The 23,280-nt window shown below is 71.1% G+C and carries 15 protein-coding genes; 8 read left to right on the top strand and 7 right to left on the bottom strand.

The window, feature by feature from the left end:
• Positions 1 to 52 precede the first annotated feature (52 nt).
• The 7 genes from ACIBK6_RS19715 (at position 53) to ACIBK6_RS19685 (ending at position 10,177) form a co-directional block, all read left to right on the top strand.
• A complete protein-coding gene (locus ACIBK6_RS19715) occupies positions 53 to 1,162 on the top strand; it encodes a sugar ABC transporter substrate-binding protein (protein ID WP_399052769.1) in 1,110 nt (369 codons plus the stop codon).
• A 257-nt stretch (positions 1,163 to 1,419) separates the two neighbouring features.
• Positions 1,420 to 2,208, top strand: a complete 789-nt coding sequence (locus tag ACIBK6_RS19710; protein WP_399052549.1) for an ATP-binding cassette domain-containing protein — start codon at positions 1,420 to 1,422, stop codon at positions 2,206 to 2,208.
• The gene (locus ACIBK6_RS19705) at positions 2,205 to 3,509 is read left to right on the top strand and encodes a sugar ABC transporter permease (protein WP_399052548.1); all 1,305 of its coding nucleotides are present in this window, start codon (positions 2,205 to 2,207) and stop codon (positions 3,507 to 3,509) included. The genes ACIBK6_RS19710 and ACIBK6_RS19705 overlap by 4 nt, the downstream gene beginning before the upstream one ends.
• Before the next feature lie 177 nt (positions 3,510 to 3,686).
• Complete coding sequence (dxs, locus tag ACIBK6_RS19700) at positions 3,687 to 5,612, top strand: 1-deoxy-D-xylulose-5-phosphate synthase (RefSeq protein WP_399052547.1); 1,926 nt, start codon at positions 3,687 to 3,689, stop codon at positions 5,610 to 5,612.
• 150 nt (positions 5,613 to 5,762) lie between these two features.
• Entirely contained in the window at positions 5,763 to 7,256 is a 1,494-nt protein-coding gene (locus tag ACIBK6_RS19695) for an amino acid permease (RefSeq protein ID WP_399052546.1), read from the top strand.
• A 74-nt stretch (positions 7,257 to 7,330) separates the two neighbouring features.
• Positions 7,331 to 8,827 carry a glycosyltransferase family 39 protein gene (locus ACIBK6_RS19690; RefSeq protein WP_399052545.1) on the top strand — a complete coding sequence of 499 codons (1,497 nt, stop codon included), beginning with the start codon at positions 7,331 to 7,333 and terminating at the stop codon, positions 8,825 to 8,827.
• Between the two features lie 198 nt (positions 8,828 to 9,025).
• Entirely contained in the window at positions 9,026 to 10,177 is a 1,152-nt protein-coding gene (locus tag ACIBK6_RS19685; RefSeq protein ID WP_399052544.1) for a hypothetical protein, read from the top strand.
• Between the two features lie 174 nt (positions 10,178 to 10,351).
• Here ACIBK6_RS19685 and ACIBK6_RS19680 read toward each other — a convergent pair whose 3' ends face one another.
• From ACIBK6_RS19680 to ACIBK6_RS19655, 6 genes are all read right to left on the bottom strand, one after another.
• Positions 10,352 to 12,493, bottom strand: a complete 2,142-nt coding sequence (locus tag ACIBK6_RS19680; protein ID WP_399052543.1) for a 3-hydroxyacyl-CoA dehydrogenase NAD-binding domain-containing protein — start codon at positions 12,491 to 12,493, stop codon at positions 10,352 to 10,354.
• The gene (locus ACIBK6_RS19675) at positions 12,490 to 13,716 is read right to left on the bottom strand and encodes a thiolase family protein (RefSeq protein ID WP_399052542.1); all 1,227 of its coding nucleotides are present in this window, start codon (positions 13,714 to 13,716) and stop codon (positions 12,490 to 12,492) included. Before ACIBK6_RS19675 ends, ACIBK6_RS19680 begins: the two co-directional genes overlap by 4 nt.
• Positions 13,717 to 13,890: 174 nt before the next feature.
• Positions 13,891 to 17,502, bottom strand: a complete 3,612-nt coding sequence (locus tag ACIBK6_RS19670) for a beta-galactosidase (protein ID WP_399052541.1) — start codon at positions 17,500 to 17,502, stop codon at positions 13,891 to 13,893.
• Between the two features lie 149 nt (positions 17,503 to 17,651).
• The gene (locus tag ACIBK6_RS19665) at positions 17,652 to 18,935 is read right to left on the bottom strand and encodes an HRDC domain-containing protein (protein WP_399052540.1); all 1,284 of its coding nucleotides are present in this window, start codon (positions 18,933 to 18,935) and stop codon (positions 17,652 to 17,654) included.
• Positions 18,936 to 19,013: 78 nt separating this feature from the next.
• Positions 19,014 to 19,676 carry a response regulator transcription factor gene (locus tag ACIBK6_RS19660; RefSeq protein WP_329462527.1) on the bottom strand — a complete coding sequence of 221 codons (663 nt, stop codon included), beginning with the start codon at positions 19,674 to 19,676 and terminating at the stop codon, positions 19,014 to 19,016.
• Positions 19,677 to 19,946: 270 nt separating this feature from the next.
• A complete protein-coding gene (locus tag ACIBK6_RS19655) occupies positions 19,947 to 20,600 on the bottom strand; it encodes a DUF3000 domain-containing protein (protein WP_399052539.1) in 654 nt (217 codons plus the stop codon).
• 91 nt (positions 20,601 to 20,691) lie between these two features.
• Here ACIBK6_RS19655 and hemE point away from each other — a divergent pair, with 91 nt between their 5' ends.
• The gene (hemE, locus tag ACIBK6_RS19650) at positions 20,692 to 21,759 is read left to right on the top strand and encodes a uroporphyrinogen decarboxylase (protein ID WP_399052538.1); all 1,068 of its coding nucleotides are present in this window, start codon (positions 20,692 to 20,694) and stop codon (positions 21,757 to 21,759) included.
• A gap of 19 nt (positions 21,760 to 21,778) precedes the next feature.
• Here hemE and ACIBK6_RS19645 read toward each other — a convergent pair whose 3' ends face one another.
• Positions 21,779 to 23,149 carry an FAD-dependent oxidoreductase gene (locus tag ACIBK6_RS19645; protein ID WP_399052537.1) on the bottom strand — a complete coding sequence of 457 codons (1,371 nt, stop codon included), beginning with the start codon at positions 23,147 to 23,149 and terminating at the stop codon, positions 21,779 to 21,781.
• Between the last annotated feature and the right edge of the window lie 131 nt (positions 23,150 to 23,280).

Below are 23,280 nucleotides of genomic sequence, written 5' to 3'. Positions count from 1 at the left end.
TCGGCCGCAACGTCGCGGCCTCGTCAGGGAGGTTTCTGAAGTGAACACGAACATGCGTCGTGCCGCTGTAGCCGTTGCCGCCACCGCGATGGCCGTCTCGCTCGCCGCCTGTGGCAGTGCCAAGCAGTCCGGCGGCGGTACCAAGGCGTCGAGCGGCAGCAGTGCCAAGAAGGGCGACGACCTCAAGATCGGCCTGCTGCTGCCGGAGAACCAGACCGCTCGCTACGAGAAGTTCGACAAGCCGCTGATCGAGGCCAAGGTCAAGGAGCTGACCAACGGCAAGGGCCAGATCGTCTACGCGAACGCCAAGCAGGACGCGACCACCCAGAACCAGCAGGCCGACACGATGATCACCAACAAGGTGGACGCGCTCATCGTGGACTCGGTCGACTCCAAGGCCATCGCGGGCTCGGTCAAGAAGGCCAAGGACGCGGGCATCCCGGTCGTCGCCTTCGACCGCCTCGCCGAGGGCCCCATCGACTCCTACGTGTCCTTCGACAACGAGGAAGTCGGCCACGTGCAGGGCAAGGCCCTCCTCCAGGCCCTGGGCGACAAGGCCAAGTCCGGCGACATCGTCATGATGAACGGCGCCGTCACCGACCCGAACGCAGCCTTCTTCAAGAAGGGCGCCCACGCCGAGCTCGACGGCAAGGTGAACATCGGGAAGGAGTACGACACCAAGGAGTGGAAGCCCGAGAACGCCAACGCCAACATGGAGGGCGCGCTCTCCGCCCTGGGCAAGGACAAGGTCATCGGCGTCTACTCCGCCAACGACGGCATGGCCGGCGGCATCATCACCGCCCTCAAGGCGGCCGGCCTCTCCAAGCTCCCGCCGGTCACCGGCCAGGACGCCGAGCTCGCGGGTGTGCAGCGGATCATCACGGGCGAGCAGTACATGAGCGTCTACAAGTCCTACCCGCAGGAGGACGCCATCGCCGCCGAGATGGCGGTCAAGCTCGCCAAGGGCCAGGACCTCGGCTCGCTCGACGCCAAGAAGGTCGACTCGCCGACCACCAAGGGCGTCCCGTCCACGATCGTCCCGGTGGTCTCGCTGACCAAGGACAACATCAAGGACACCGTCATCAAGGACAAGATCTACACGATCGCCGACATCTGCACGGCCAACTACAAGGCCGCCTGCGACACGCTCGGCCTCAAGTAGTTCCCCGGCCGACCGGCTGGGTCCCGCTCGCTGAAAGCGCCAAGTCCTTTTCAGTAAAAGGGACTTGAGCACCCGGAAAGCTCATCCGGAGCCCGCGCCCGCACATTCGGCCCCCGCCGGGGCGCGGGCACCGGACGGAACGTTTCCCCCTTTCCCGATTCTCTCGGCCTCTCTCGGTTTCTCTGTTCTCTTCTGCTCGACCTCCGCGCCCCCACCCCATAGGGCGCGGCATCCCCGCCGGTCAGGCGGCGAAGGAGATGGTTCACGTGTCCGCTACGCCCGTGTTGGCGTTGCGCGGGGTCTCCAAGCGGTTCGGTGCCGTTCAGGCGCTCACCGACGTAGAGCTTGAGGTCCACGCCGGTGAAGTGGTCGCCCTGGTGGGCGACAACGGCGCCGGAAAGTCCACGCTGGTCAAGACGATCGCCGGCGTGCACCCCATCGATGACGGAGTCATCGAGTGGGAAGGCAAGGCCGTCCAGATCGGCAAGCCGCACGACGCCCAGAACCTGGGCATCGCGACCGTCTACCAGGACCTCGCGCTGTGCGACAACATCGACGTCGTCGGCAACCTCTACCTCGGCCGTGAGCTGAAGAAGCGGGGCATCCTCGACGAGGTCGAGATGGAGCGCCGCTCGCGCGAGCTGCTGACCACGCTGTCGATCCGCATCCCGAGCGTCCGCATCCCGATCGCCTCGCTCTCCGGCGGCCAGCGCCAGACCGTCGCCATCGCCCGCTCGATGCTCGGCGAGCCCAAGCTCGTCATCCTCGACGAGCCGACCGCGGCCCTCGGCGTCGAGCAGACCGCGCAGGTCCTCGACCTCGTGGAGCGGCTGCGCGAGCGCGGCCACGCGGTCATCCTCATCAGCCACAACATGGCCGATGTGAAGGCCGTCGCCGACAGGGTCGCGGTGCTCCGGCTCGGCCGGAACAATGGTGTCTTCGATGTGAAGAGCACCTCGCAGGAAGAGATCATCTCCGCCATCACCGGGGCCACGGACAACGCCGTGACCCGCCGTGCGGCGCGCAACGCGGAGGTTCAGAAGTGAGCACCGACAAGACCTCCCCGACCGAGCTCGGCAAGCCGCACGCGGCCCCCGTCGACGCCCCGCCCGCGGCGGAGGCGGCGGTCACCGCCGTCGACCCCCGGCTGCTCGTGCGCGAACAGGGCTTCGCGGGCTACGTCGGCGAGTTCAGGCGGAAGCTCCGCGCCGGTGACCTGGGCGCCCTGCCCGTCATCGTCGGCCTGATCATCATCTGCATCGTCTTCCAGAGCCTGAACTCGAACTTCCTCACCGCGGGCAACCTGTCGGACATCTCCGTCGCCATGGTGGGCACGGGCATGATCGCCGTCGGTATCGTCTTCGTGCTGCTGCTCGGCGAGATCGACCTGTCGGTCGGCTCGGTCAGCGGTGTCGCGGGCGCCTCCTTCGCGGTGCTGAGCGTCACCCACGGCATGAACGAGTGGCTGGCCCTGGTCCTCTCCGTCCTCACGGGTACGGTCGCGGGCGCCATCCACGGCTACATCTTCGCGAAGATCGGTGTCCCCGCCTTCGCCGTCACGCTGGCCGGTCTGCTCTTCTGGAGCGGATTCATGCTGAAGATCCTCGGCGACAACGGCACGATCAACACGAGCGACTCGGGCGCCTTCTACGACCTGTCCAACTACTTCTTCAGCGACATCGCGGTGGCCTACGGCGCCGCGGCGGTGGCCGTCGCCGCGTTCTTCCTGTCGGCGTTCTTCGACAGCCGCCGTCGTGAGGCCGCGGGCATCCCCTCGCGTCCGCTCAACGAGATCGTGCTGCGCACGGCGCTGATCGCGGTGGTGGCCTTCGCGGCCGCGTTCATGTTCAACCAGAACAAGGGCCTGCCGCTGGCCGTGGTGATCTTCCTCGCGGTGCTGATCCTCACGGACTTCGTGCTGCGCCGCACCTCGTACGGCCGCATGATCTTCGCGCTCGGCGGCAGCGTCGAGGCCTCCCGCCGGGCCGGTATCAACATCGTCATGGTCCGCACCTCGGTCTACGCGATCTCCGGTACCTTCGCGGCGGTCGGCGGCCTCTTCCTGGCCTCCAAGATCAGCGCGGCCAACCAGGGCGCCGGCAGCGGCGACCTCCTGATGAACGCCATCGCGGCGGCCGTCATCGGCGGCACCAGCCTCTTCGGCGGCCGCGGCCGGACCTGGAACGCGCTCCTCGGTGTCCTGGTCATCACCTCGATCCAGTACGGCCTCGCCCTGGAGGGCGTCGCCGCCGCGATCCAGCAGATGATCACCGGCGGTGTGCTTCTGATCACCGTGATCATCGACGCCGTCACCCGTAAGACCCAGAAGTCGGCGGGCCGCGCCTGACCTCCGCACTTCCCGACGTGCCCGGTGCCCCCACGGCGCCGGGCACGTCCGTGCGCGGCGGCGCGGTTGACCCGTACGGGTGACGCCGAAGGCACCGCCCCGCGATCGCGCCCGCGGGCGGAACATTAGACTCAACGGATCGGCATGCTCGACCAGCACGGATGCAAGGAGGCACGGGTGCCGCTGCTTACCCGTATCAGGGGACCGCGCGATCTTGACCGGCTCAGCCCGGAGCAGCTCGAACAGCTGGCGGCAGAGATCCGGACCTTCCTGGTCGACGCGGTCTCCAAGACCGGCGGCCACCTCGGTCCGAACCTCGGTGTGGTGGAGCTGACCATCGCTCTGCACCGCGTTTTCGAATCTCCCAAGGACAAGGTCCTCTGGGACACCGGACACCAGAGTTACGTCCACAAGCTGCTCACCGGGCGGCAGGACTTCGGCAAGCTGAAGATGAAGGGCGGCCTGTCCGGCTACCCGGCCCGGGCCGAGTCCGAGCACGACGTCATCGAGAACAGCCACGCCTCCACCGTCCTCGGCTGGGCCGACGGCCTCGCCAAGGCCAACGAGGTGCTCAGGAAGGACGACCACGTGGTGGCCGTCATCGGCGACGGCGCGCTCACCGGCGGCATGGCCTGGGAGGCGCTGAACAACATCGCCGCCGCCAAGGACCGCCCCCTGGTGATCGTGGTGAACGACAACGAGCGCTCCTACGCGCCGACCATCGGCGGCCTCGCCAACCACCTCGCCACCCTGCGCACCACCGACGGCTACGAGCGCTTCCTGGCCAAGGGCAAGGACCTCCTGGAGCGCACCCCGGTCGTCGGGAAGCCGCTGTACGAGACCCTGCACGGCGCCAAGAAGGGCCTCAAGGACTTCATCGCCCCGCAGGGCATGTTCGAGGACCTGGGCCTGAAGTACGTCGGCCCCATCGACGGCCACGACATCGAGGCCCTGGAGTCGGCCCTGACGCGCGCCAAGCGCTTCGGCGGCCCGGTCATCGTGCACTGCCTCACCGAGAAGGGCCGCGGCTACCAGCCGGCCCTGGCGGACGAGGCCGACCGCTTCCACGCCGTCGGCAAGATCCACCCGGACACCGGGCTGCCCGTCTCGACCTCCGGCCTGGACTGGACCTCGGTCTTCGGCGAGGAGATGGTCAGGCTCGGCAAGGAGCGCGCGGACGTCGTCGCGATCACCGCGGCCATGCTCCAGCCGGTCGGCCTCGACAAGTTCGCCAAGGCCTTCCCGGAGCGGGTCTACGACGTCGGCATCGCCGAGCAGCACGCCGCGGTCTCCGCGGCGGGCCTCGCCACCGGCGGGCTGCACCCCGTCTTCGCGGTGTACGCCACGTTCCTCAACCGCGCCTTCGACCAGGTGCTGATGGATGTCGCGCTGCACAAGTGCGGGGTGACCTTCGTGCTCGACCGGGCCGGCGTCACCGGCACCGACGGCGCCTCGCACAACGGCATGTGGGACATGTCGATCCTCCAGGTCGTGCCCGGCCTCAGGATCGCGGCCCCGCGCGACGCCGACCAGGTGCGCGCCCAGCTCCGCGAGGCCGTCGCCGTCGAGGACGCCCCGACCGTGGTGCGCTTCTCGAAGGGCGCGGTCGGTCCGGCCGTCAAGGCCGTCGGCCGCATCGGCGGCATGGACGTCCTGCGCGAGCCGTCCGCGGCGACCGTCCGCCCGGACGTACTCCTGGTGTCCGTCGGCGCGCTGGCGCCGATGTGCCTGGAGATCGCCGATCTGCTCGACGCCCAGGGCATCTCGACGACCGTGGTCGACCCGCGCTGGGTCAAGCCGGTCGACGAGGCCATGGCGCCGCTCGCCGAGCAGCACCGCGTCGTCGTCACCGTGGAGGACAACAGCCGGGTCGGCGGCGTCGGTTCGGCCGTCAGCCAGGCGCTGCGCGACGCGGGCGTCGATGTGCCGCTGCGCGACTTCGGCATTCCGCCGCGCTTCCTCGACCACGCCTCGCGCGGCGAGGTCATGGCGGAGATCGGGCTGACCGCGCCGGACATCGCGCGCCAGGTCACCGGTCTGGTGTCCAAGCTCGACGGCCGGTTCGAGGAGAGCAGCGCGGCGGTGGAACCCGCTCGCGACTGATCATGTGACCGCCGGGTCAACGGGCCGGACCGATCTCCCTGTACGGGTGATCGGTCCGGCCCGTTCGCGTGAATAACGCGCCCGGCCCGGTACCCGTACCGCCACTCCTCCCGATCATGGCGAGGACGTTGAGCTAGCGGAGGTGCACGGGTGGCCAGTACCGGTCTGTTCCGGACTAAATCGATCGAGCAGTCAATCCAAGACACAGAGGAGCCAGAACACGCACTCAAAAGGTCCCTGTCAGCTCTCGACCTCACCGTTTTCGGGGTCGGAGTCATCATCGGCACCGGGATCTTCGTTCTCACCGGCAAGGTCGCCAAGGAGAACGCCGGGCCCGCGGTCTCCCTGGCGTTCGTGGTGGCGGGTGTCGTCTGCGCGCTGGCCGCGCTCTGCTACGCGGAGTTCGCCTCCACGGTCCCGGTCGCGGGATCGGCGTACACCTTCTCCTACGCCTCGCTCGGCGAGCTGCCCGCCTGGATCATCGGCTGGGACCTGGTGCTCGAATTCGCCCTGGGCACCGCCGTGGTGGCGGTCGGCTGGTCCGGCTACGTCCGCTCGCTGCTCGACAACGCGGGCTGGCACCTGCCGGAGTCGCTCAGCGGCCGCGACGGCGCCCACGGGTTCGGCTTCGACATCCTGGCGGCCGCCCTGGTCCTGGTGCTCACCGGCATCCTCGTCCTCGGCATGAAGCTGTCGGCCCGGGTCACCTCGGTCGTCGTCGCCGTGAAGGTGACGGTCGTGCTGATCGTGATCATCGCGGGCGCGTTCTTCATCAAGTCCGCCAACTACTCGCCGTTCATCCCCAAGGCGCAGGCGCAGACCGCGGGCGGCAGCCTCAAGGCCCCGCTCATCGAGCTGATGTTCGGCTACGCCCCCACCAACTTCGGCGTGATGGGCATCTTCACCGCCGCCTCCGTCGTCTTCTTCGCCTTCATCGGCTTCGACATCGTGGCGACCGCCGCCGAGGAGACCAAGAACCCGCAGCGGGACATGCCGCGCGGCATCCTCGGCTCGCTGCTCATCTGCACCATCCTCTACGTGGCCGTCTCCATCGTCGTCACCGGCATGGAGCCCTACACCCAGCTCACGGTGGACGCACCGCTCGCGGATGCCTTCAAGTCCACCGGCCACCCCTTCTTCGCGGGCGTCATCAGCTTCGGCGCCGCGGTCGGTCTGACCACGGTCTGCATGATCCTGCTGCTCGGCCAGACCCGGGTCTTCTTCGCGATGAGCCGGGACGGGCTGCTGCCCCGGTTCTTCTCGCACGTCCACCCGCGCTTCCGCACCCCGCACCGGCCGACCATCCTGCTCGGCGTGCTGATCGCGATCGTCGCGGGCTTCACCAGCCTCAGCCAGCTCGCCGAACTGGTCAACATCGGCACCCTGTTCGCGTTCGTCGTCGTCGCGGTGAGCGTCGTCATCCTCCGCCGCACGCGCCCCGACCTGCCACGCTCCTTCCGCACCCCGCTGGTGCCGTGGGTGCCCGCGGGCGCGGTGGCCGCCTCGCTGTGGCTGATGCTCAACCTGCCCGCCGAGACCTGGATCCGGTTCGGCGTCTGGATGGTGATCGGCGTGGTCGTCTACTTCGGCTACGGCCGCCGGCACAGCCGCGTCGTGCCCCACCCCGGTCACAACTCCCGGTAATCGAAGCCCTATTTCGCCGCGGCCCCGTATGTCCCTCCTCAGCAGGGCGTACGGGGCCGCATAGGGTGGCCCGCATGCTCGCCGAGCCGCCGCCCTCGCTACGATCCGTGACCACGAGTGCGCTGCCGGGCCAGCGCCGCCGCCCCGCGGACCCGCCCGTCGGCACCCCTGAGCGCTACTGGCGGCGGCTGCTCCTGGTGCTCGCCGTACTGGCCCTCCTCACCCGCCTCCCCTCCTTCCGGCATCCGCTGTGGAACCCCGACGAGGGCTATCTCGCCGTCCAGGCACGGCTCCTGGCGAGCGGCGGCACGCTGTACACCACGGTCGTCGACCGCAAGCCGCCCCTGCTGCCCTGGCTCTACGAAGCCGCATTCGCGCTGTGCGGCGACGGCTCGCTCGGCCCGCTCCGGCTCGCCGCGGTAGCGGCCCAGCTGCTCACCGCGCTCGCGCTCGCCTCGACCGCCCGCCACCGCTGGGGCGACCGCGCGGGCCGCGCCGCCGGCGTCCTGTATCTGCTGGTCTCCATCGGGCTCAACCCGGAGGACGCGCAGGCCGCCACCTTCGAAGTCTTCATGCTGCCCTTCACGGCGGCCGCCGTCCGGTGCGCCGACCGCGGCAACTGGACCCGCGCCGGTCTCGCGGTCGCCGGTGCCTGCCTCACCAAGCAGACCGGCGGCGCCGCCCTCGTCCCCGTCCTGTGGCTGCTGTGGCAGCACCCGGGATCCCGGCGAACCTCCTTGCTCCGTACGGCAGTTGGCGTCATCACCCCCATCGCCCTGGTGGCCCTGCTCGCCGGGCCGTCCCGCTTCCTGTTCTGGACGGTCACCGGATCGGGGGCGTACGCCACCTTCGCCGGGTCCGAACTCCACGTCCTCACCCGGGCGTTGGCCAACACCGCCATCCTCGCCGCGGGCTGCGCCGGGCTCCTCCCGCCGGTCGTACGGGTCCTGCGCAGCGCCAGGACCGGCGCCGCCGACCTGTGGCTCTGGCTCATCGCGTCGGCGGGCGCGGTCCTGCTCGGCTGCCACTTCTTCGGCCACTACTACCTCCAGCTCATCCCGCCCCTGGTGCTGCTCGCCACCGGCGCGCTGCAGATCCTGCCGCCGTACCGGCTCACCAGCGCGCTGCTCACCTCCGCCTGCAGCTGCGCCCTTTTCCTGCTGTGGGGCCTGCTCGCACCGCGCCCCGACCTCGTCCACACCGAGCGGCTCGCCACCGCCGTCACCGCCCGCACCGGACCCGCCGACCGGGTCCTGGTCTGGGGCATACACCCCGAGACGTACTGGCTGGCCCGGCGCGCCCCCGCCAGCCGCTATCTGACCGCGGGGCTGCTCACCAACTACAGCGGCGGCCGGGACGGCCCCCAGGTGGGGGAGAAGTACGGCGTCGACGGGTCCTGGCCGGTCTTCCGCGCCGAGCTCGCCGACCGCCCCCCGGAGCTGATCGTGGACGACTCCCAGGGCCGGCCCTACGCCCCCGACCGCCTCCCCACCCTGCGCCGGCTCCTCGCGTCGCAGTACGAGAGGAGCGCGGTCGTGGACGGGGCCGTGTTCTACGTGCGCGCGGACTGACCGCTCACCCGCACGGCCGTACGCCGGTCGTCGGCCGGGCGCCCCGCGCGCCTGCGCCGGGTGACGAAAGGCCGCACGCCGGGACGGAATTCCCGGGGAAATCAGGGGCGGTGACCAGTGTTATGGTCACAGAAAGTCGCTGGTTTGCTGGACCCGGCCGCGCCACGCGGATCCGGTGGGGAAAGGTGGTCGTGGACCATGGCACTGAGGTCTCGACAGGCATCGCAGCGGGAGCCCGCCCGGACCGGAGGCGTCGTCACCGCACCGTCCCCCGCCACCCCGGTCGTGGCGACCGAGGACGGCCGCCCCACGGTCACCGGCTGGCTGCGGCTCGGCAAGGACGGTCGGCTCTCGGCGTACGCACCCGCGCAGGGCGGCGTCGCCCGCTGGACCGAGACGCGGCCGGGCGGCGCGTGGACCGGCCCCGAGCTGGTCGCCCCGGGCACCGGACTCCAGTCGCACCTCTCGATCGCGCAGGGCGCCGACGGCTATGTGCACATGGCGGCGCTGCGGCACACCCCGATGGACGACGGCGGCACCTGGACCGAGCTCGTGCACGCCATCCAGTACCAGTCGGGCCGACCGGTCAAGAACTGGGCCGTGGTCGGCTCCCCCTACCCCCGCAAGGACTGGAAGCTCGGCCTCAGGATGGGCCATCCCTCGGCCGGGGTGGACTCGGCGGGCAACGCTCAGATCGTGGTGCGCAACGCCTTCGGCGGGGTCTCCGCGCGCGGCCAGGAGCCCTCCGGCAAGTGGGCCGGGTGGGCCGACCTCAACGGCAACGGCGCCGACCGCTCCATATCCGTCGTCGCGGCCGAGGGCGGCCGGATGGTCATCCACGCCCCGTCCGACACCGGCATCATGCGCTTCGAGCGGGCCGCGGCGGGCGGCACCTTCGAGCGGCTCGACAAGCTCGCGGCCGACCCGGAGTCCGCCACCATCGGCGGCCTGCAGACCGGCGAGGGCGGCCGGATCACCTTCTTCCTGCGCGACGCCAAGTCCGGCGAGCTGCGCGCCTGGCGCGGCGACGGCCCCACCGAGCCGCTCGGCGGCGCGGGATCGGGCCCGGTCGCGCTGCTGCGCACGGAGATCGACGGCGTCGACTGCACGGTGCTGGCCCAGCGCGACCGCGACGGCCGCCCGGCGATAGCCGCCTACCCGACCGAGCAGGAGGAGGCCGGGGTCACCTGGACCCCCACCGGCGAAGTCTGCGCGGGCGCCCCGGCGTTGACGCTGGACGCCGACGGACGCATCGTGCTCGGCGTGTTCACCGCCGACGGCGGCCTGCGGATCACCCGCCAGCGCACCGACGAGCCGGGCCTCGCCCTGGAAGCCTGGCAGCAGGTCTGACGCACCGCACAGCACCGCACCGTACGCGGAGGCCCGGGACCGCACCATCGGTCCCGGGCCTCCGTTGCACATATGACGCACCGTCAACAGCCCTGCTGGCAGCGCGACTTGGGGCAAGACGAGGGCCCCCGCACCGAAGTGCGGGGGCCCTCGCTCAGGCAACTCCGAACGGCGTTACGCCGGGACGCTCGCGACGCCCTGCGCCAGGAACTTCCTTCCGTTCACGCGCTCCGAGACGCCTTCGCGGTCCAGGTACGGCGTGATGCCGCCCAGGTGGAAGGGCCAGCCGGCGCCCGTGATCAGGCAGAGGTCGATGTCCTGGGCCTCGGCGACGACGCCCTCGTCCAGCATCAGACCGATCTCCTGCGCCACCGCGTCCAGGACGCGGTCGCGGGTCTGCTCCTCGGTCAGGACGACATCGCCCTGCTTGAGGAGGGCCGCGACCTCCGGGTCCAGCTCCGGCTTGAAGCCGTTCTCGGCGGAGTACACGTAGAAGCCGCGCTTGCCCGCCTTGACGACGGCCGCGAGGTTCTCGGAGACCGTGAACCGCTCCGGGAAGGCGCGGTTGAGGGTCTCGGAGACGTGCAGGCCGATGGCCGGGCCGACCAGCTCCAGGAGGACCAGCGGGGACATCGGCAGACCGAGCGGCTCGACGGCCTTCTCGGCGACGGCGACCGGGGTGCCCTCGTCGATGACGTTCTGGATCTCGCCCATGAAGCGGGTCAGGATGCGGTTGACGACGAACGCCGGGGCGTCCTTCACCAGGACCGCGGTCTTCTTCAGCTTGCGCGCGACGCCGAAGGCGGTGGCCAGCGAGGCGTCGTCGGTCTGCTCGCCCCGGACGATCTCCAGGAGCGGCAGGATCGCGACCGGGTTGAAGAAGTGGAAGCCGACGACCCGCTCGGGGTGCTTCAGCTTCGACGCCATCTCGGTGACCGACAGCGAGGAGGTGTTGGTGGCGAGGATCGCGTGTGCCGGGGCGACCGCCTCGACCTCCGCGAACACCTGCTGCTTGACGCCGATCTCCTCGAAGACGGCCTCGATGATGAAGTCGGCGTCCGAGAAGCCCTCGGCCTTGTCCAGGACACCGGAGACCAGGCCCTTGAGACGGTTGGCCTTGTCCTGGTTGATCCGGGACTTCGAGAGCAGCTTGTCGATCTCGGCGTGGACGTAGCCCACACCCTTGTCGACGCGCTCCTGGTCGATGTCGGTCAGGACGACCGGCACTTCGAGGCGGCGCAGGAACAGGAGCGCCAGCTGCGAGGCCATGAGGCCGGCGCCGACGACACCCACCTTCGTCACCGGGCGGGCCAGGTTCTTGTCCGGCGCGCCGGCCGGGCGCTTGGCGCGCTTCTGGACCAGGTTGAACGCGTAGATGCCGGACCGCAGTTCGCCACCCATGATGAGGTCGGCGAGCGCGCTGTCCTCGGCGTCGAAACCGGCCTGGAGGTCGCCGTTCTTCGACGCTGCGATGATGTCGAGCGCGCGGTAGGCGGCCGGGGCGGCGCCGTGCACCTTGGAGTCCGCGATGAAGCGGCCCTTGGCGACGGCCTGGTCCCAGGCCTCGCCGCGGTCGACCTCGGGGCGCTCGACGGTGACGTCGCCCTTCAGGACGTTCGCGGTCCAGATGAGGGACTGCTCCAGGAAGTCGGCACCCTCGAAGAGGGCGTCGGCGATGCCGAGTTCGAAGACCTGCTTGCCCTTGAGCTGGCGGTTCTGGTTCAGCGAGTTCTCGATGATGACCGCGACGGCCTTGTCGGCGCCGATCAGGTTGGGGAGCAGCGTGCAGCCGCCCCAGCCCGGGACCAGACCGAGGAAGACCTCGGGCAGCGAGAAGGCGGGCAACGCCTTGGAGACGGTGCGGTAGGTGCAGTGCAGACCGACCTCGACACCGCCGCCCATGGCCGCGCCGTTGTAGTAGGCGAACGTCGGGACCGCGAGGCCCGCGAGGCGCTTGAAGACCTCGTGGCCGCTCTTGCCGATGGCGAGCGCGTCCTCGTGCTTCTTGAGGATCTCGACGCCCTTGAGGTCGGCGCCGACCGCGAAGATGAACGGCTTGCCGGTGACACCGACGCCGACGATCGCGCCCTCGGCCGCCTCCTTCTCCACCTGGTCGATGGCGGCGTTGAGGTTCGCGAGCGAACCGGGGCCGAAGGTGGTCGGCTTGGTGTGGTCGAAGCCGTTGTCGAGAGTGATCAGGGCGAACGTGCCCGCGCCGTACGGCAGATCGAGGTGACGGACGTGCGCCGACGTCACGACCTCGTCGGGGAACAGCTCGGCCGCGCCCTTGAGAAGCTCAGCGGTGGTGGTGCTCACTTGCTGCCTCCGGCGTCCTTGTGGTGCGGGTTCTCCCAGATGACCGTGGCGCCCATGCCGAAGCCGACGCACATGGTGGTGAGGCCGTAGCGGACCTCCGGCTGCTCCTCGAACTGCCGCGCCAGCTGCGTCATCAGACGTACGCCGGAGGAGGCGAGCGGGTGGCCGAAGGCGATGGCGCCGCCGTACTGGTTGACGCGCGCGTCGTCGTCGGCGATGCCGTAGTGGTCCAGGAACGCGAGGACCTGGACGGCGAACGCCTCGTTGATCTCGAAGAGGTTGATGTCCTCGATGGTCAGGCCCGCCTTGGCGAGGGCCTTCTCGGTCGCGGGGATCGGGCCGTAGCCCATGACCTCCGGCTCGACGCCCACGAAGGCGTACGACACGAGGCGCATCTTGACCGGCAGGCCGTTCTCGCGCGCGAAGTCCTCGGACGCGATGATCGACGCGGTGGCACCGTCGTTGAGACCGGCCGCGTTGCCCGCGGTCACGTTGCCGTGCACGCGGAACGGGGTCTTCAGACCGGCCAGGTTCTCCAGGGTGGTGCCCGGGCGCATCGGCTCGTCGGCGGTGACCAGACCCCAACCGGTCTCGCCCACCTCGGCGTTGGTGTTGCGCACCGAGATCGGCACCAGGTCCTGCTGGATCTTGCCGTCGGCGTACGCCTTGGCGGCCTTCTCCTGCGAGCGCACGGCGTACTCGTCGGTGCGCTGCTTGGTGATGTGCGGGTAGCGGTCGTGCAGGTTCTCCGCGGTCATGCCCATGAACAGGGCCGACTCGTCGACCAGCTTCTCGCTGACGAACCGCGGGTTCGGGTCGACGCCCTCGCCCATCGGGTGGCGGCCCATGTGCTCGACGCCACCGGCGATCACGGCGTCGTACGCGCCGAAGGCGACGGAGCCCGCGGCGGTGGTGACGGCCGTGAGCGCGCCCGCGCACATGCGGTCGATGGAGTAGCCCGGCACGGACTGCGGCAGCCCGGCGAGGATCCCGGCGGTCCGCCCCAGAGTCAGACCCTGGTCACCGATCTGCGTGGTGGCGGCGATGGCCACCTCGTCGATCTTCGCGGGGTCGAGGGCCGGGTTGCGGCGCAGCAGCTCCCGGATCGCCTTGACGACCAGATCGTCGGCCCGGGTCTCGTGGTAGATGCCCTTCGGGCCCGCCTTGCCGAACGGGGTGCGGACGCCGTCGACGAAGACGACGTCCCTGACGGTACGAGGCACGATGGCTCTCCTCCAGGTGCGGGATGGCACTGCTGCGCTTGGCGCACGCGACTGAGCGCGCGCTCACTCCGCCCATGCTACTTACGGGTAACCAAACTGCCCAGCCCCCTGGGCGGGAGCGGCGAACGTCACACTCGCAGCGCCCTCCCGCGGCTCCGGACGGGGCGGGGACTACTAGCCGCAGGTCAGCTGTGCACCCGCCCAGTCCCCGTGGTCCAGCGCGTTGCCGTCGCCGCCGTCGCCCACCACCAGGTCGACGACCTGCGCGCCGGTCACATCCGCCGCCAGCGCTACGGCGGACTGCCCGCCCCGCAGCACCGGCGTCGTCGCGACCTGTCTGCCGTCCGCCAGGACCGAGAAGACGACCGAACCGCCGCCGCCGGTCTCGTCGTCCACGCCCACCGACGCCGTGAAGCGCGAGCACGCCCCGCCCAGGAACACCGTCACGTCACCGTCGGCATGCACGCCGAGCCCCTTCGCGTACCGGACGCCCGCGATCGACATCGGACGTCCGTCACCGGCCGCGTCCTCCCCGTTGGACGTGTTGCGCTCCACCGGACCCCATCCGTTCGTCGCGGTGAAGTCGAGATCGGCGAGGTCGTGCGGTCCGGCCCCCGGCGCCGGTGGCGGCGAGGCCACGCCCACCGCGGCGGACGCCGAACCGCCCCGGTACCGCGCGGCCGCCGACAGCACCGCCGACCACGGCTGAGCCCCGCCCGCCGCCGTCACCTTCCAGGTACGCGTCACGGTGTGCCCGGCCGGCACGTCCCCGAGCGGCTGCGCGGCCGAGGGCGTGGCCGTCCACCCCTGCGGCAGCCGCAGCGTGAGCGAGGCGTCCCGGGCCGTCGACCGGCGCGACGCGAAGGACGCCGTCACCTCGCCCGTGCCGCCGCGCGCGATCGCGTCCGGTGCCGCGATCCGCACATCGGCGCCCGCCCGCGGGTCGTGGTCCGCCGCGGACCAGCCCGGCGAGGCGACGTCCCCGTACCGCAGCGGCGTGGTGTGGTTCCCGTACGCGTCGAGCGTGACCCTGCCGAGCCCGTCCCCGGCCGCGTCCTCGCCGATCACGGCGACGGCCACGGTGTTGTGGCCGTGGGTGCGCAGCATGCCGGGCTGCACGGGGAAGGACTTCTGCGGACCCAGGCCGTTCACGTAAAGGCCGGTCATCCAGCCGTTGACGTACACCAGCGCCCGGTAGTGCTTCGCCCTGTCGTCCGAGAACGTCAGCCCGAGCGGTACGTCCTGGCCTTGCGGCAGGTAGAGGTCGAAGCCGGTGCGGTACCAGGAGACCCCGGCGGCGCCCGTGCGGGTGTCCGGCAGCGAGGTGGCGGACCAGCCGGCGTCCGGGTAGCCCGGCAGGTGCATGCCCTGCCGTTCCCCGTACAGGCCACCGGTGTTGAGCGGTCCGCGCACCGGGTCGGCGAGGTCCTCCCCGCCGAGCGCGCCCTGGATGCGCCAGCCGATCTGCTTCGCCGAGCCCACGAGCCGCACCGCGGTCAGACCGCGCGGCTGCTTGTGGCTGTCGTTCGCCGACCAGTCCTGCTCGTGCGCCATGTCGGCCGCGAGCACCGCGAGGACGTTGTCCCGGCCGGCCTTCAGCACCCCGCCCGGCACCGCGAACAGGTGCGTCGCATCCCCGGAGCTGCCCAGATACGTGCCGTTCAGCCACACCAGATACGAACCGCCGCGCCCCGTACTGGCGTTGACCTGGACCCCGGACTCCGACCCGGCGGCCGCGAAGTGGCCCCGGTACCAGACCGACCCGGCGTGGAAGCCGTAGTCGTCCGCCGAGAGCACCGGCTTGTCGGCGGACCGCCACGCGGCGTCGTCGAACCCGGCCGCCGCCTCCGGAGTCTCCCGCTGGACCTTCCAACTGCCCAGCGTGGGAAGGGAGACCGCCTTCGGCCCGTCGAGTGCGCTGCCCGTCGTGTCGAGCGCGCCCGGCGCGGGCCGCCCGTTCCAGCTCACGGAGGTCGCGGGCGCGCCGGTCAGGACGTGCAGCGAGGCCGCCTTGTCGGTGTCGCCGGTGAGCTTCAGCACGCCCTTGTCGTACGAGGCCGTCCGCAGCAGCTCGGGACCGCTCGCCAGGACCGGCCCCTGCGGGGTGTCGAGCCGCCAGTACGTATCGGCTGTCGCATCGTCAGCAAGCAGTAGAAGTACGGGAGTTGAGCCGTCCGCCGGGGTGACGAGGACCTGGGCCAGGCCGTCGTGGCGGTAGTTGAGCCGCAGGTCGCCGCTCGCCGCGTCCCAGGTCTGCTTCACCTGCCCGCTCAGCACCCGCACGCCCGGCCGGGCGCCGTACCGCAGCACGGTCTCGCCGTCCTGCCCGTGCCGCCCGTACAGCAGCGCCACGTCCCGCGCCCCGAACGTGCCGTGCGTCATGATCTCGGACGTCGAATACCTCAACTGCTGGTGGTCCATCGCATAGTTGGAGACCAGCAGCTTAGAGTCGCGGCCGTCGACCGTCAGCGCCGTGCCGGGCTCCTGCGGCACCGACGGATACCCGTCGAGCGCGAGGTGCGTGGTGTCCTTCGCCTTGTTGTTGACGTCCTTGTGCCGGACGACCGTGATCCCGGTGCCGTCGTCGGGATTGCGCCGGTCGCGGCGCTGTACGGCCGCGTTGTCGGGCGCGCCCTGCGGCACGCTCTCGGTCTTCGTCAGCGGCGCCACCGACTGCACGAGGTAGCCGAGCCGCTTGTCGACCAGGTACTTCTCGCTGAGCTGCCGGTCCTCGCGGATCGGGGCGCCGTAGTCGTAGGAGCTGTAGACCGCGCCGGGCGAGGGCAGCCAGCCCCAGGAGGTGCCGCCGTAGGCCATGTAGAAGTTCTGCATGGTGGCGCCCGAGGCGATGTTGTTCTCGTACGCGGCCTTCTCGAAGTCGCCGTTCGTGAGCTGCCGGCACTTGTCGAAGCCGGGGCCGCCCCACGGGTCGAAGGAGCCGCCCTGGAATTCGGCCAGAAACAGCGGTTGGCCGGACTTCTTCGCACCGGACAGATCGGGCAGCCCGTGCCAGGCGTCGGGGCTTGAGCAGTTGAAGCCCTGCGGGTAGGAGTCGCTCCCGTCGATGTCGAGTTCCTTGGCGAACACGCCGTCGTGGTTGCCGGTCAGCGGGACCGTGATGCCGTCGGCGTGCGCCTTGTCGACCAGGTGCTTGATGTAGGCGTGGCCGTCGGCGGTGTCCTGGTAGTACTCGTTCTCGACCTGGTAGGCGATGACCGTGCCCGTGCCGTTGGTGAGCTGGTGGCGGGCGAGGATGGGGTCGATCTTCGAGAGCCATTCGTCGGCGGCCGCCAGATAGTCGGGCGCGGTGGTGCGGGCCTTGCCCTGCTGGGTGACCAGCCAGCCGGGGAAGCCGCCGCCGTCGGTCTCGGCGTTGATGTACGGGCCGGGGCGGGCGATGACGTAGATCCCCACCTCCTGCGCGATGTCGAGCAGCCGGTCGACGTCACGGATGCCGGTGAAGTCGTACACGCCCGGCTTGGGGGAGTGGAAGTCCCAGTCGAAGTAGACGGAGGCCGCGTTGAAGCCGCCCGCCTTCATCTTCTGCAGGACGTCCCGCCAGGCGTCGGGGCTGGGCAGCCGCCAGTAGTGGAACTCGCCCGACCAGATGGACAGCGGCTTGCCGTCGATGGTGAAGGCGTGGTCGTCGTGGCCGACGGTGTGGGACGCGGCCGGAGGGTGCGGGCGGGCCTGTGCGGCGGGCGCGGCGGCGGTGAGGCCGGCGGCGCCCAGGGCGAGCGCGGTGGTGACCGCCGCGAGAGCCGCGCGTCTGAATGGCGTGCGCATGTCATTCCTTCCGTGGTGCGGAGGCACTGAAAGAATCTGATGCGGCGCACAGCCTAAAGCTGTTTGAGGCTGTTGGATATGGTCCGGTCTTGGGGAATTCGGGCCCGCGGCGGTAAATCGTGTGCCGCGGGCCCGACCCGCTCAGCCGGTCAGGACTTCGCCGGGGCGTCCGTGAGCGCCGCCGCAAGGAGCGGCGTCACCTGCTCGATCTGCCAGGCCCTGGCCCCGTGCGAGGCGAGGGCCCCGGCCACGGCGGCCTCCGAGCGGTCGCCGGGCGGCTCCCAGCAGACCCGGCGCACGGTGTCCGGGGTGATCAGGTTCTCCTGCGGCATGTTCAGCCGCTCGGCGAGCTCGGAGACCGCGGCGCGGGCCGCCGAGAGCCGGGCCGCGGCGGCCGGGTCCTTGTCCGCCCAGGAACGCGGCGGCGGCGGGCCCTGCAACGGCTGGCCGGGCTGCGGCAGTTCGGCGTCCGACAGCGCCCTCGCCCGGTCGATGGCCGCCTGCCACTGCTCCAGCTGACGCCGGCCCATCCGGTGCCCGAAGCCGGGCAGAGCCGTCAGCGCGTTCACGGTGACCGGCAGCGCGAGCGAGGCCTCGATGATCGCGGAGTCGCTCAGCACCTTGCCCGGCGAGACGTCACGCCGCTGCGCGATCCGGTCCCGGGCCGTCCACAGTTCCCGTACGGCGGCCATCTGGCGGCGCCTGCGCACCTTGTGCATGCCGGAGGTGCGGCGCCAGGGGTCCTTGCGGGGCGGCGCGGGCGGCGCGGCGGCGATCGCGTCGAACTCCTCGCGGGCCCACTCCAGCTTGCCCTGCCTGTCGAGCTCCTTCTCCAGCGCGTCGCGCAGATCGACCAGGAGCTCCACGTCGAGGGCCGCATAGCGCAGCCAGGGCTCGGGGAGCGGCCGGGTCGACCAGTCGACCGCGGAGTGGCCCTTCTCCAGCGCGTACCCGAGCACGCTCTCGACCATCGCGCCGAGGCCGACGCGCGGGAAGCCCGCGAGCCGCCCGGCGAGCTCGGTGTCGAAGAGCCGGGAGGGAACCATGCCTATTTCGCGCAGGCAGGGAAGGTCCTGGGTCGCGGCGTGCAGGATCCACTCGGTGTCCGAAAGCGCCTCCCCCAGAGCGGAGAGATCAGGACAGCCGACCGGGTCGATGAGCGCGCTGCCCGCGCCCTCGCGGCGCAGCTGCACCAGATACGCGCGCTGCCCGTAGCGGTAGCCGGACGCGCGCTCGGCGTCGACGGCGACGGGGCCGGTGCCGGCCGCGAAGGCGGCGACCACTTCGGCCAGCGCTTCGTCGGTGGCAACGACAGGGGGAATGCCCTCTCGGGGCTCCAGCAAGGGAATCGGCGCCTTGTCGACGTCGTCCGGGGGAGCGCCCCCGGTGGTTCGCAGTGCTGTCTCTGCTGCGGTCTTATGGGCGTCGGTCACCGGTCAAGGGTATCTGTGTATGCACGGCGCCCGTCGACGGAACGTTCCGTCGACGGGCGCACGAGGGTCGTAAACCAGTCAGTGGATGATTCCGGTACGCAGCGCCACGGCCACCATCCCGGCGCGGTCACCCGTGCCGAGCTTGCGTGCGATCCGGGCGAGATGGGACTTGACGGTCAGTGCGGACAGGCCCATCGAGACGCCGATGGCCTTGTTCGACTGGCCCTCCGCAACCAGTCGGAGCACCTCGACCTCGCGGCCGGAGAGCTCGCGGTAGCCGCCCGGGTGGCTCGGGGCACCCGGGGGGCGGCGGTGCATACGGGCGGCCGCGGCGCCGATGGGGGCGGCGCCGGGGCGGCTGGGGTGCCCGACGTTGGTGCGGGTACCGGTGACGACGTAGCCCTTCACGCCGCCCGCCAGGGCGTTGCGCACGGCGCCGATGTCATCGGCCGCGGACAGGGCCAGGCCGTTGGGCCAGCCCGCCGCGCGGGTCTCGGACAGCAGGGTCAGCCCGGAACCGTCGGGCAGGTGGACGTCGGCAACGCAGATGTCGCGCGGATTGCCGACGCGGGGACGGGCCTCCGCGATGGACGACGCCTCGATGACGTCACGTACTCCGAGTGCCCACAGGTGACGGGTCACGGTGGAGCGGACTCGGGGGTCGGCAACGACGACCATGGCCGTCGGCTTGTTCGGGCGGTAGGCGACCAGGCTTGCGGGCTGCTCAAGAAGAACGGACACCAGGCCTCCTGGGAAGGTGCGGGACGGAGCCGGCTCGGGGATGAAGCCGGGGCGAACCGTGCAGTTAGGGTCACAAACCTCTTCGGCATCAAACCCCTCGGCCTTTAGAGAATGATCACGATTTGGTGAGAAACATTTAGGGCAAATCGGACTAGTGATCGATGGTCGAGTGCCCGGCGGGGCGCCCGGAGCCGTGCGCGGGCCCGTGGAAACGGTCCGCGCCCCACCACAGGCGGGGCGCGGACCGGCCAGAAGGGGACGGACGGACCGTCAGCGGGGGTCGCGGCGCTGCGGCAGCGTGACCACACCGCTGCCCGCCTCGGTCGGCCCCGAAGCCGGGGGCAGACCGGCGATCTGGCACAGCAGATCGCACCAGGCCGCGAGGTGGCCCGCGGTGTCCGGCACCCCGCCCAGACCCTCGCGCGGCGTCCAGGACGCCCGGATCTCGATCTGGGTGGCCGGACGGCGTTCCGCGAGCCCGCCGAAGTAGTGCGAGCCGGCCCGGGTGACCGTGCCGCTCGCCTCCCCGTACGAAAGGCCGCGTGCCTCCAAGGCGCCGGTCAGCCACGACCAGCAGACCTCGGGCAGCAGTGGATCGGCCGCCATCTCCGGCTCCAGCTCGGCCCGTACGAGCGTCACCAGGCGGAAGGTGCCCTGCCAGGCGTCGTGCCCGGCGGGGTCGTGCAGCAGCACGAGCCGGCCGTCGGCCAGGTCCTCCTCGCCCTCGACCACCGCCGCCTCCACCGCGTACGCGTGCGGAGCCAGGCGCTGCGGCGGACGTGTCTCGTCCACCTCGATCTCGGGGCGCAGCCGCGCCGTCCGCAGTGCGTCGACGGCCTGACGGAAGGCGTACGGAACGGTGGTCCCGTCCGCGGCGTCCCTGCCGTCAGCGCCATCCGTAGTTCGTCCCTGAGCGGCAGCCATGCGGGGAAGACTAGGCGGAACGGGCGCCCGGCGCCGGTAGGGACACCCGGCCCGGGGCGGCCGCTTGCCGGTACATGCGAAGATTCTGGGCGTGAGCGCCAACGACCGCCCTGTGGGCCAGCCGAACAGCACGACGCACGATTCCGCGTTCCTCAAGGCGTGCAGGCGGGAAGCCGTCCCGCACACGCCGGTCTGGTTCATGCGCCAGGCCGGGCGTTCGCTGCCGGAGTACCTGAAGGTGCGCGAAGGCATCCCGATGCTGGAATCGTGCATGCGGCCGGAGCTCGTCACGGAGATCACGCTCCAGCCGGTGCGCCGCCACAAGGTCGACGCGGCCATCTACTTCAGCGACATCGTGGTCCCGCTCAAGGCGATCGGCCTCGACCTGGACATCAAGCCGGGCGTCGGCCCGGTCGTCGCCGACCCGATCCGCACCCGGGCGGACCTGGCGCGGCTGCGCGATCTGACCCCCGAGGACGTCCACTACGTCACCGAGGCGATCGGCATGCTGACCGGCGAGCTCGGCGCCACGCCGCTGATCGGCTTCGCGGGCGCGCCGTTCACGCTCGCGAGCTACCTCGTGGAGGGCGGCCCGTCCCGCAACCACGAGAACACCAAGGCCATGATGTACGGCGACCCCGAGCTCTGGGCCGACCTGCTCGACCGCCTCGCCGAGATCACCGCCGCCTTCCTCAAGGTCCAGATCGAGGCCGGCGCCTCGGCCGTCCAGCTCTTCGACTCCTGGGTGGGCGCGCTCGCCCCCGCCGACTACCGGCGCTCGGTGCTGCCCGCCTCGGCGAAGGTCTTCGACGCGGTCGCCTCCTACAACGTGCCGCGCATCCACTTCGGCGTCGGCACCGGCGAACTGCTCGGCCTGATGGGCGAGGCCGGCGCGGACGTGGTCGGCGTCGACTGGCGCGTCCCGCTGGACGAGGCGGCCCGCCGGGTCGGCCCCGGCAAGGCGCTCCAGGGCAACCTCGACCCGGCGGTCCTGTTCGCCCCGACCGCCGCCGTCGAGGCGAAGACCCGCGAGGTGCTGGACGCGGCCGCCGGCCTCGAAGGCCACATCTTCAACCTGGGCCACGGGGTGCTGCCGTCGATGGACCCGGACGCGCTGACCCGGCTCGTCGCGTACGTCCACGAGCAGACCGCCCGCTGACCCCCGGGCGGTGCGGGCCCTAACCCCGCACCGCCGCCACCGCCCTGCGCGCCGCCACCAGGATCGGGTCCCACACCGGCGAGAAGGGCGGGGCGTACCCGAGGTCCAGGGCGACGAGCTGGTCCACCGTCATACGGGCCGTCAGCGCCACCGCCGCCACGTCGATGCGCTTCGCCGCGCCCTCGCGGCCCACGATCTGCACGCCGAGCAGCCGCCCGCTGCGCCGCTCGGCCAGCATCTTCACCGTCATCGAGGCCGCCCCCGGGTAGTAGCCGGCGGTGTTGGTCGACTCGATGGTCGCCGTGACGTACTGGAGGCCCTCCTCGCGCGCCTCCCGCTCCAGGAGCCCGGTGCGTGCGATCTCCGTCTCGCAGACCTTGGTGACCGCCGTGCCGACGGCGCCCGGGAACGTGGCATAGCCGCCACCCGCGTTGGAGCCGATGACCTGGCCGTGCTTGTTCGCGTGCGTACCGAGCGCGATGTGGCGCCTGCGGCCCGACACCAGGTCGAGGACCTCCACGCAGTCGCCGCCCGCCCAGATGTCCTGGTGGCCGCGCACCCGCATCGAGGTGTCCGTGAGCAGACCGCCCGACTCCCCGAGCGGCAGTCCGGCCGCGCGGGCGAGTTCGGTGTTGGGGGCCACGCCCAGACCGAGCACCACCACGTCGGCCGGGTACTCGGCGGAATCCGTTGCCACCGCCCGCACCCGGCCCGACTCCGCGGTGAGCACCTTGGTGACCTCGGCGCCGGTGACCACCCGGATCCCGGACTCCTGCATCGCCCGCGTGACCAGGCGGCCCATGTCCGGGTCGAGCGAGTGCATGGGCTCGGCGCCGCGGGTCAGCAGCGTCACCTCGAAGTTCAGGCTCAGCAGCGCCTCCGCCATCTCGATGCCGATGTAGCCGCCGCCCACCACCACCGCGCTGCGGCCCCCGGCGGCCGCCAGACTGTCGAGCAGCGCCCCGCCGTCGTCGATGGTGTGCACCCCGTGCACGCCCGGCGCGTCGATCCCCGGCAGCGCGGGCCGCACCGGACGCGCCCCGGTCGTGATGACGAGCTTGTCGTACGAAGTCCACGCGTCGGCACCGGATTCGAGATCGCGGGCCCGCACCCGGCGGCCCGCGACATCCAGCTCCGTCACCTCCGTACGCATCCGCAGATCGATCCCGCGCGCCCGGTGCTCCTCGGGGGTGCGGGCGATCAGGTCCTCGTGTTCCGGTACGTCGCCGCCCACCCAGTACGGGATTCCGCAGGCCGAGTAGGAGGTGAAGCAGGAGCGCTCGAAGGCGACGATCTCCAGTTCCTCGGGGCCCTTGAGCCTGCGGGCCTGCGATGCGGCGGACATGCCCGCCGCATCTCCGCCGATGACCACCAGTCGCTCCGCCGCCATGGGGTGCCTCCATTTCTGAAGTCCGCTGAGTGCTGCCCGGGTTCCGCCTTCTCTGGGGAAGATACGTACCGGAGGAGCGGGGAATTCCCGTGCGGACACCTGGGGGTGGGGGCGGACCGGCGCGTCGAGGG

The organism is Streptomyces sp. NPDC050485 (assembly GCF_044458185.1).
Classification (GTDB): Bacteria; Actinomycetota; Actinomycetes; order Streptomycetales; family Streptomycetaceae; genus Streptomyces.
This window is presented reverse-complemented; position numbering and strand designations above follow the sequence as displayed.

Bases quoted from the DNA above. Each gene is read 5' to 3' on its own strand.
- ACIBK6_RS19690 (WP_399052545.1), top strand. From the start codon at position 7,331: ATGCTCGCCGAGCCGCCGCCCTCGCTACGATCCGTGACCACGAGTGCG.
- ACIBK6_RS19685 (WP_399052544.1), top strand. From the start codon at position 9,026: ATGGCACTGAGGTCTCGACAGGCATCGCAGCGGGAGCCCGCCCGGACC.
- ACIBK6_RS19655 (WP_399052539.1), bottom strand. From the start codon at position 20,600: ATGGCTGCCGCTCAGGGACGAACTACGGATGGCGCTGACGGCAGGGAC.
- ACIBK6_RS19715 (WP_399052769.1), top strand. From the start codon at position 53: ATGCGTCGTGCCGCTGTAGCCGTTGCCGCCACCGCGATGGCCGTCTCG.
- ACIBK6_RS19645 (WP_399052537.1), bottom strand. From the start codon at position 23,149: ATGGCGGCGGAGCGACTGGTGGTCATCGGCGGAGATGCGGCGGGCATG.
- ACIBK6_RS19710 (WP_399052549.1), top strand. From the start codon at position 1,420: ATGGTTCACGTGTCCGCTACGCCCGTGTTGGCGTTGCGCGGGGTCTCC.
- ACIBK6_RS19670 (WP_399052541.1), bottom strand. From the start codon at position 17,502: ATGCGCACGCCATTCAGACGCGCGGCTCTCGCGGCGGTCACCACCGCG.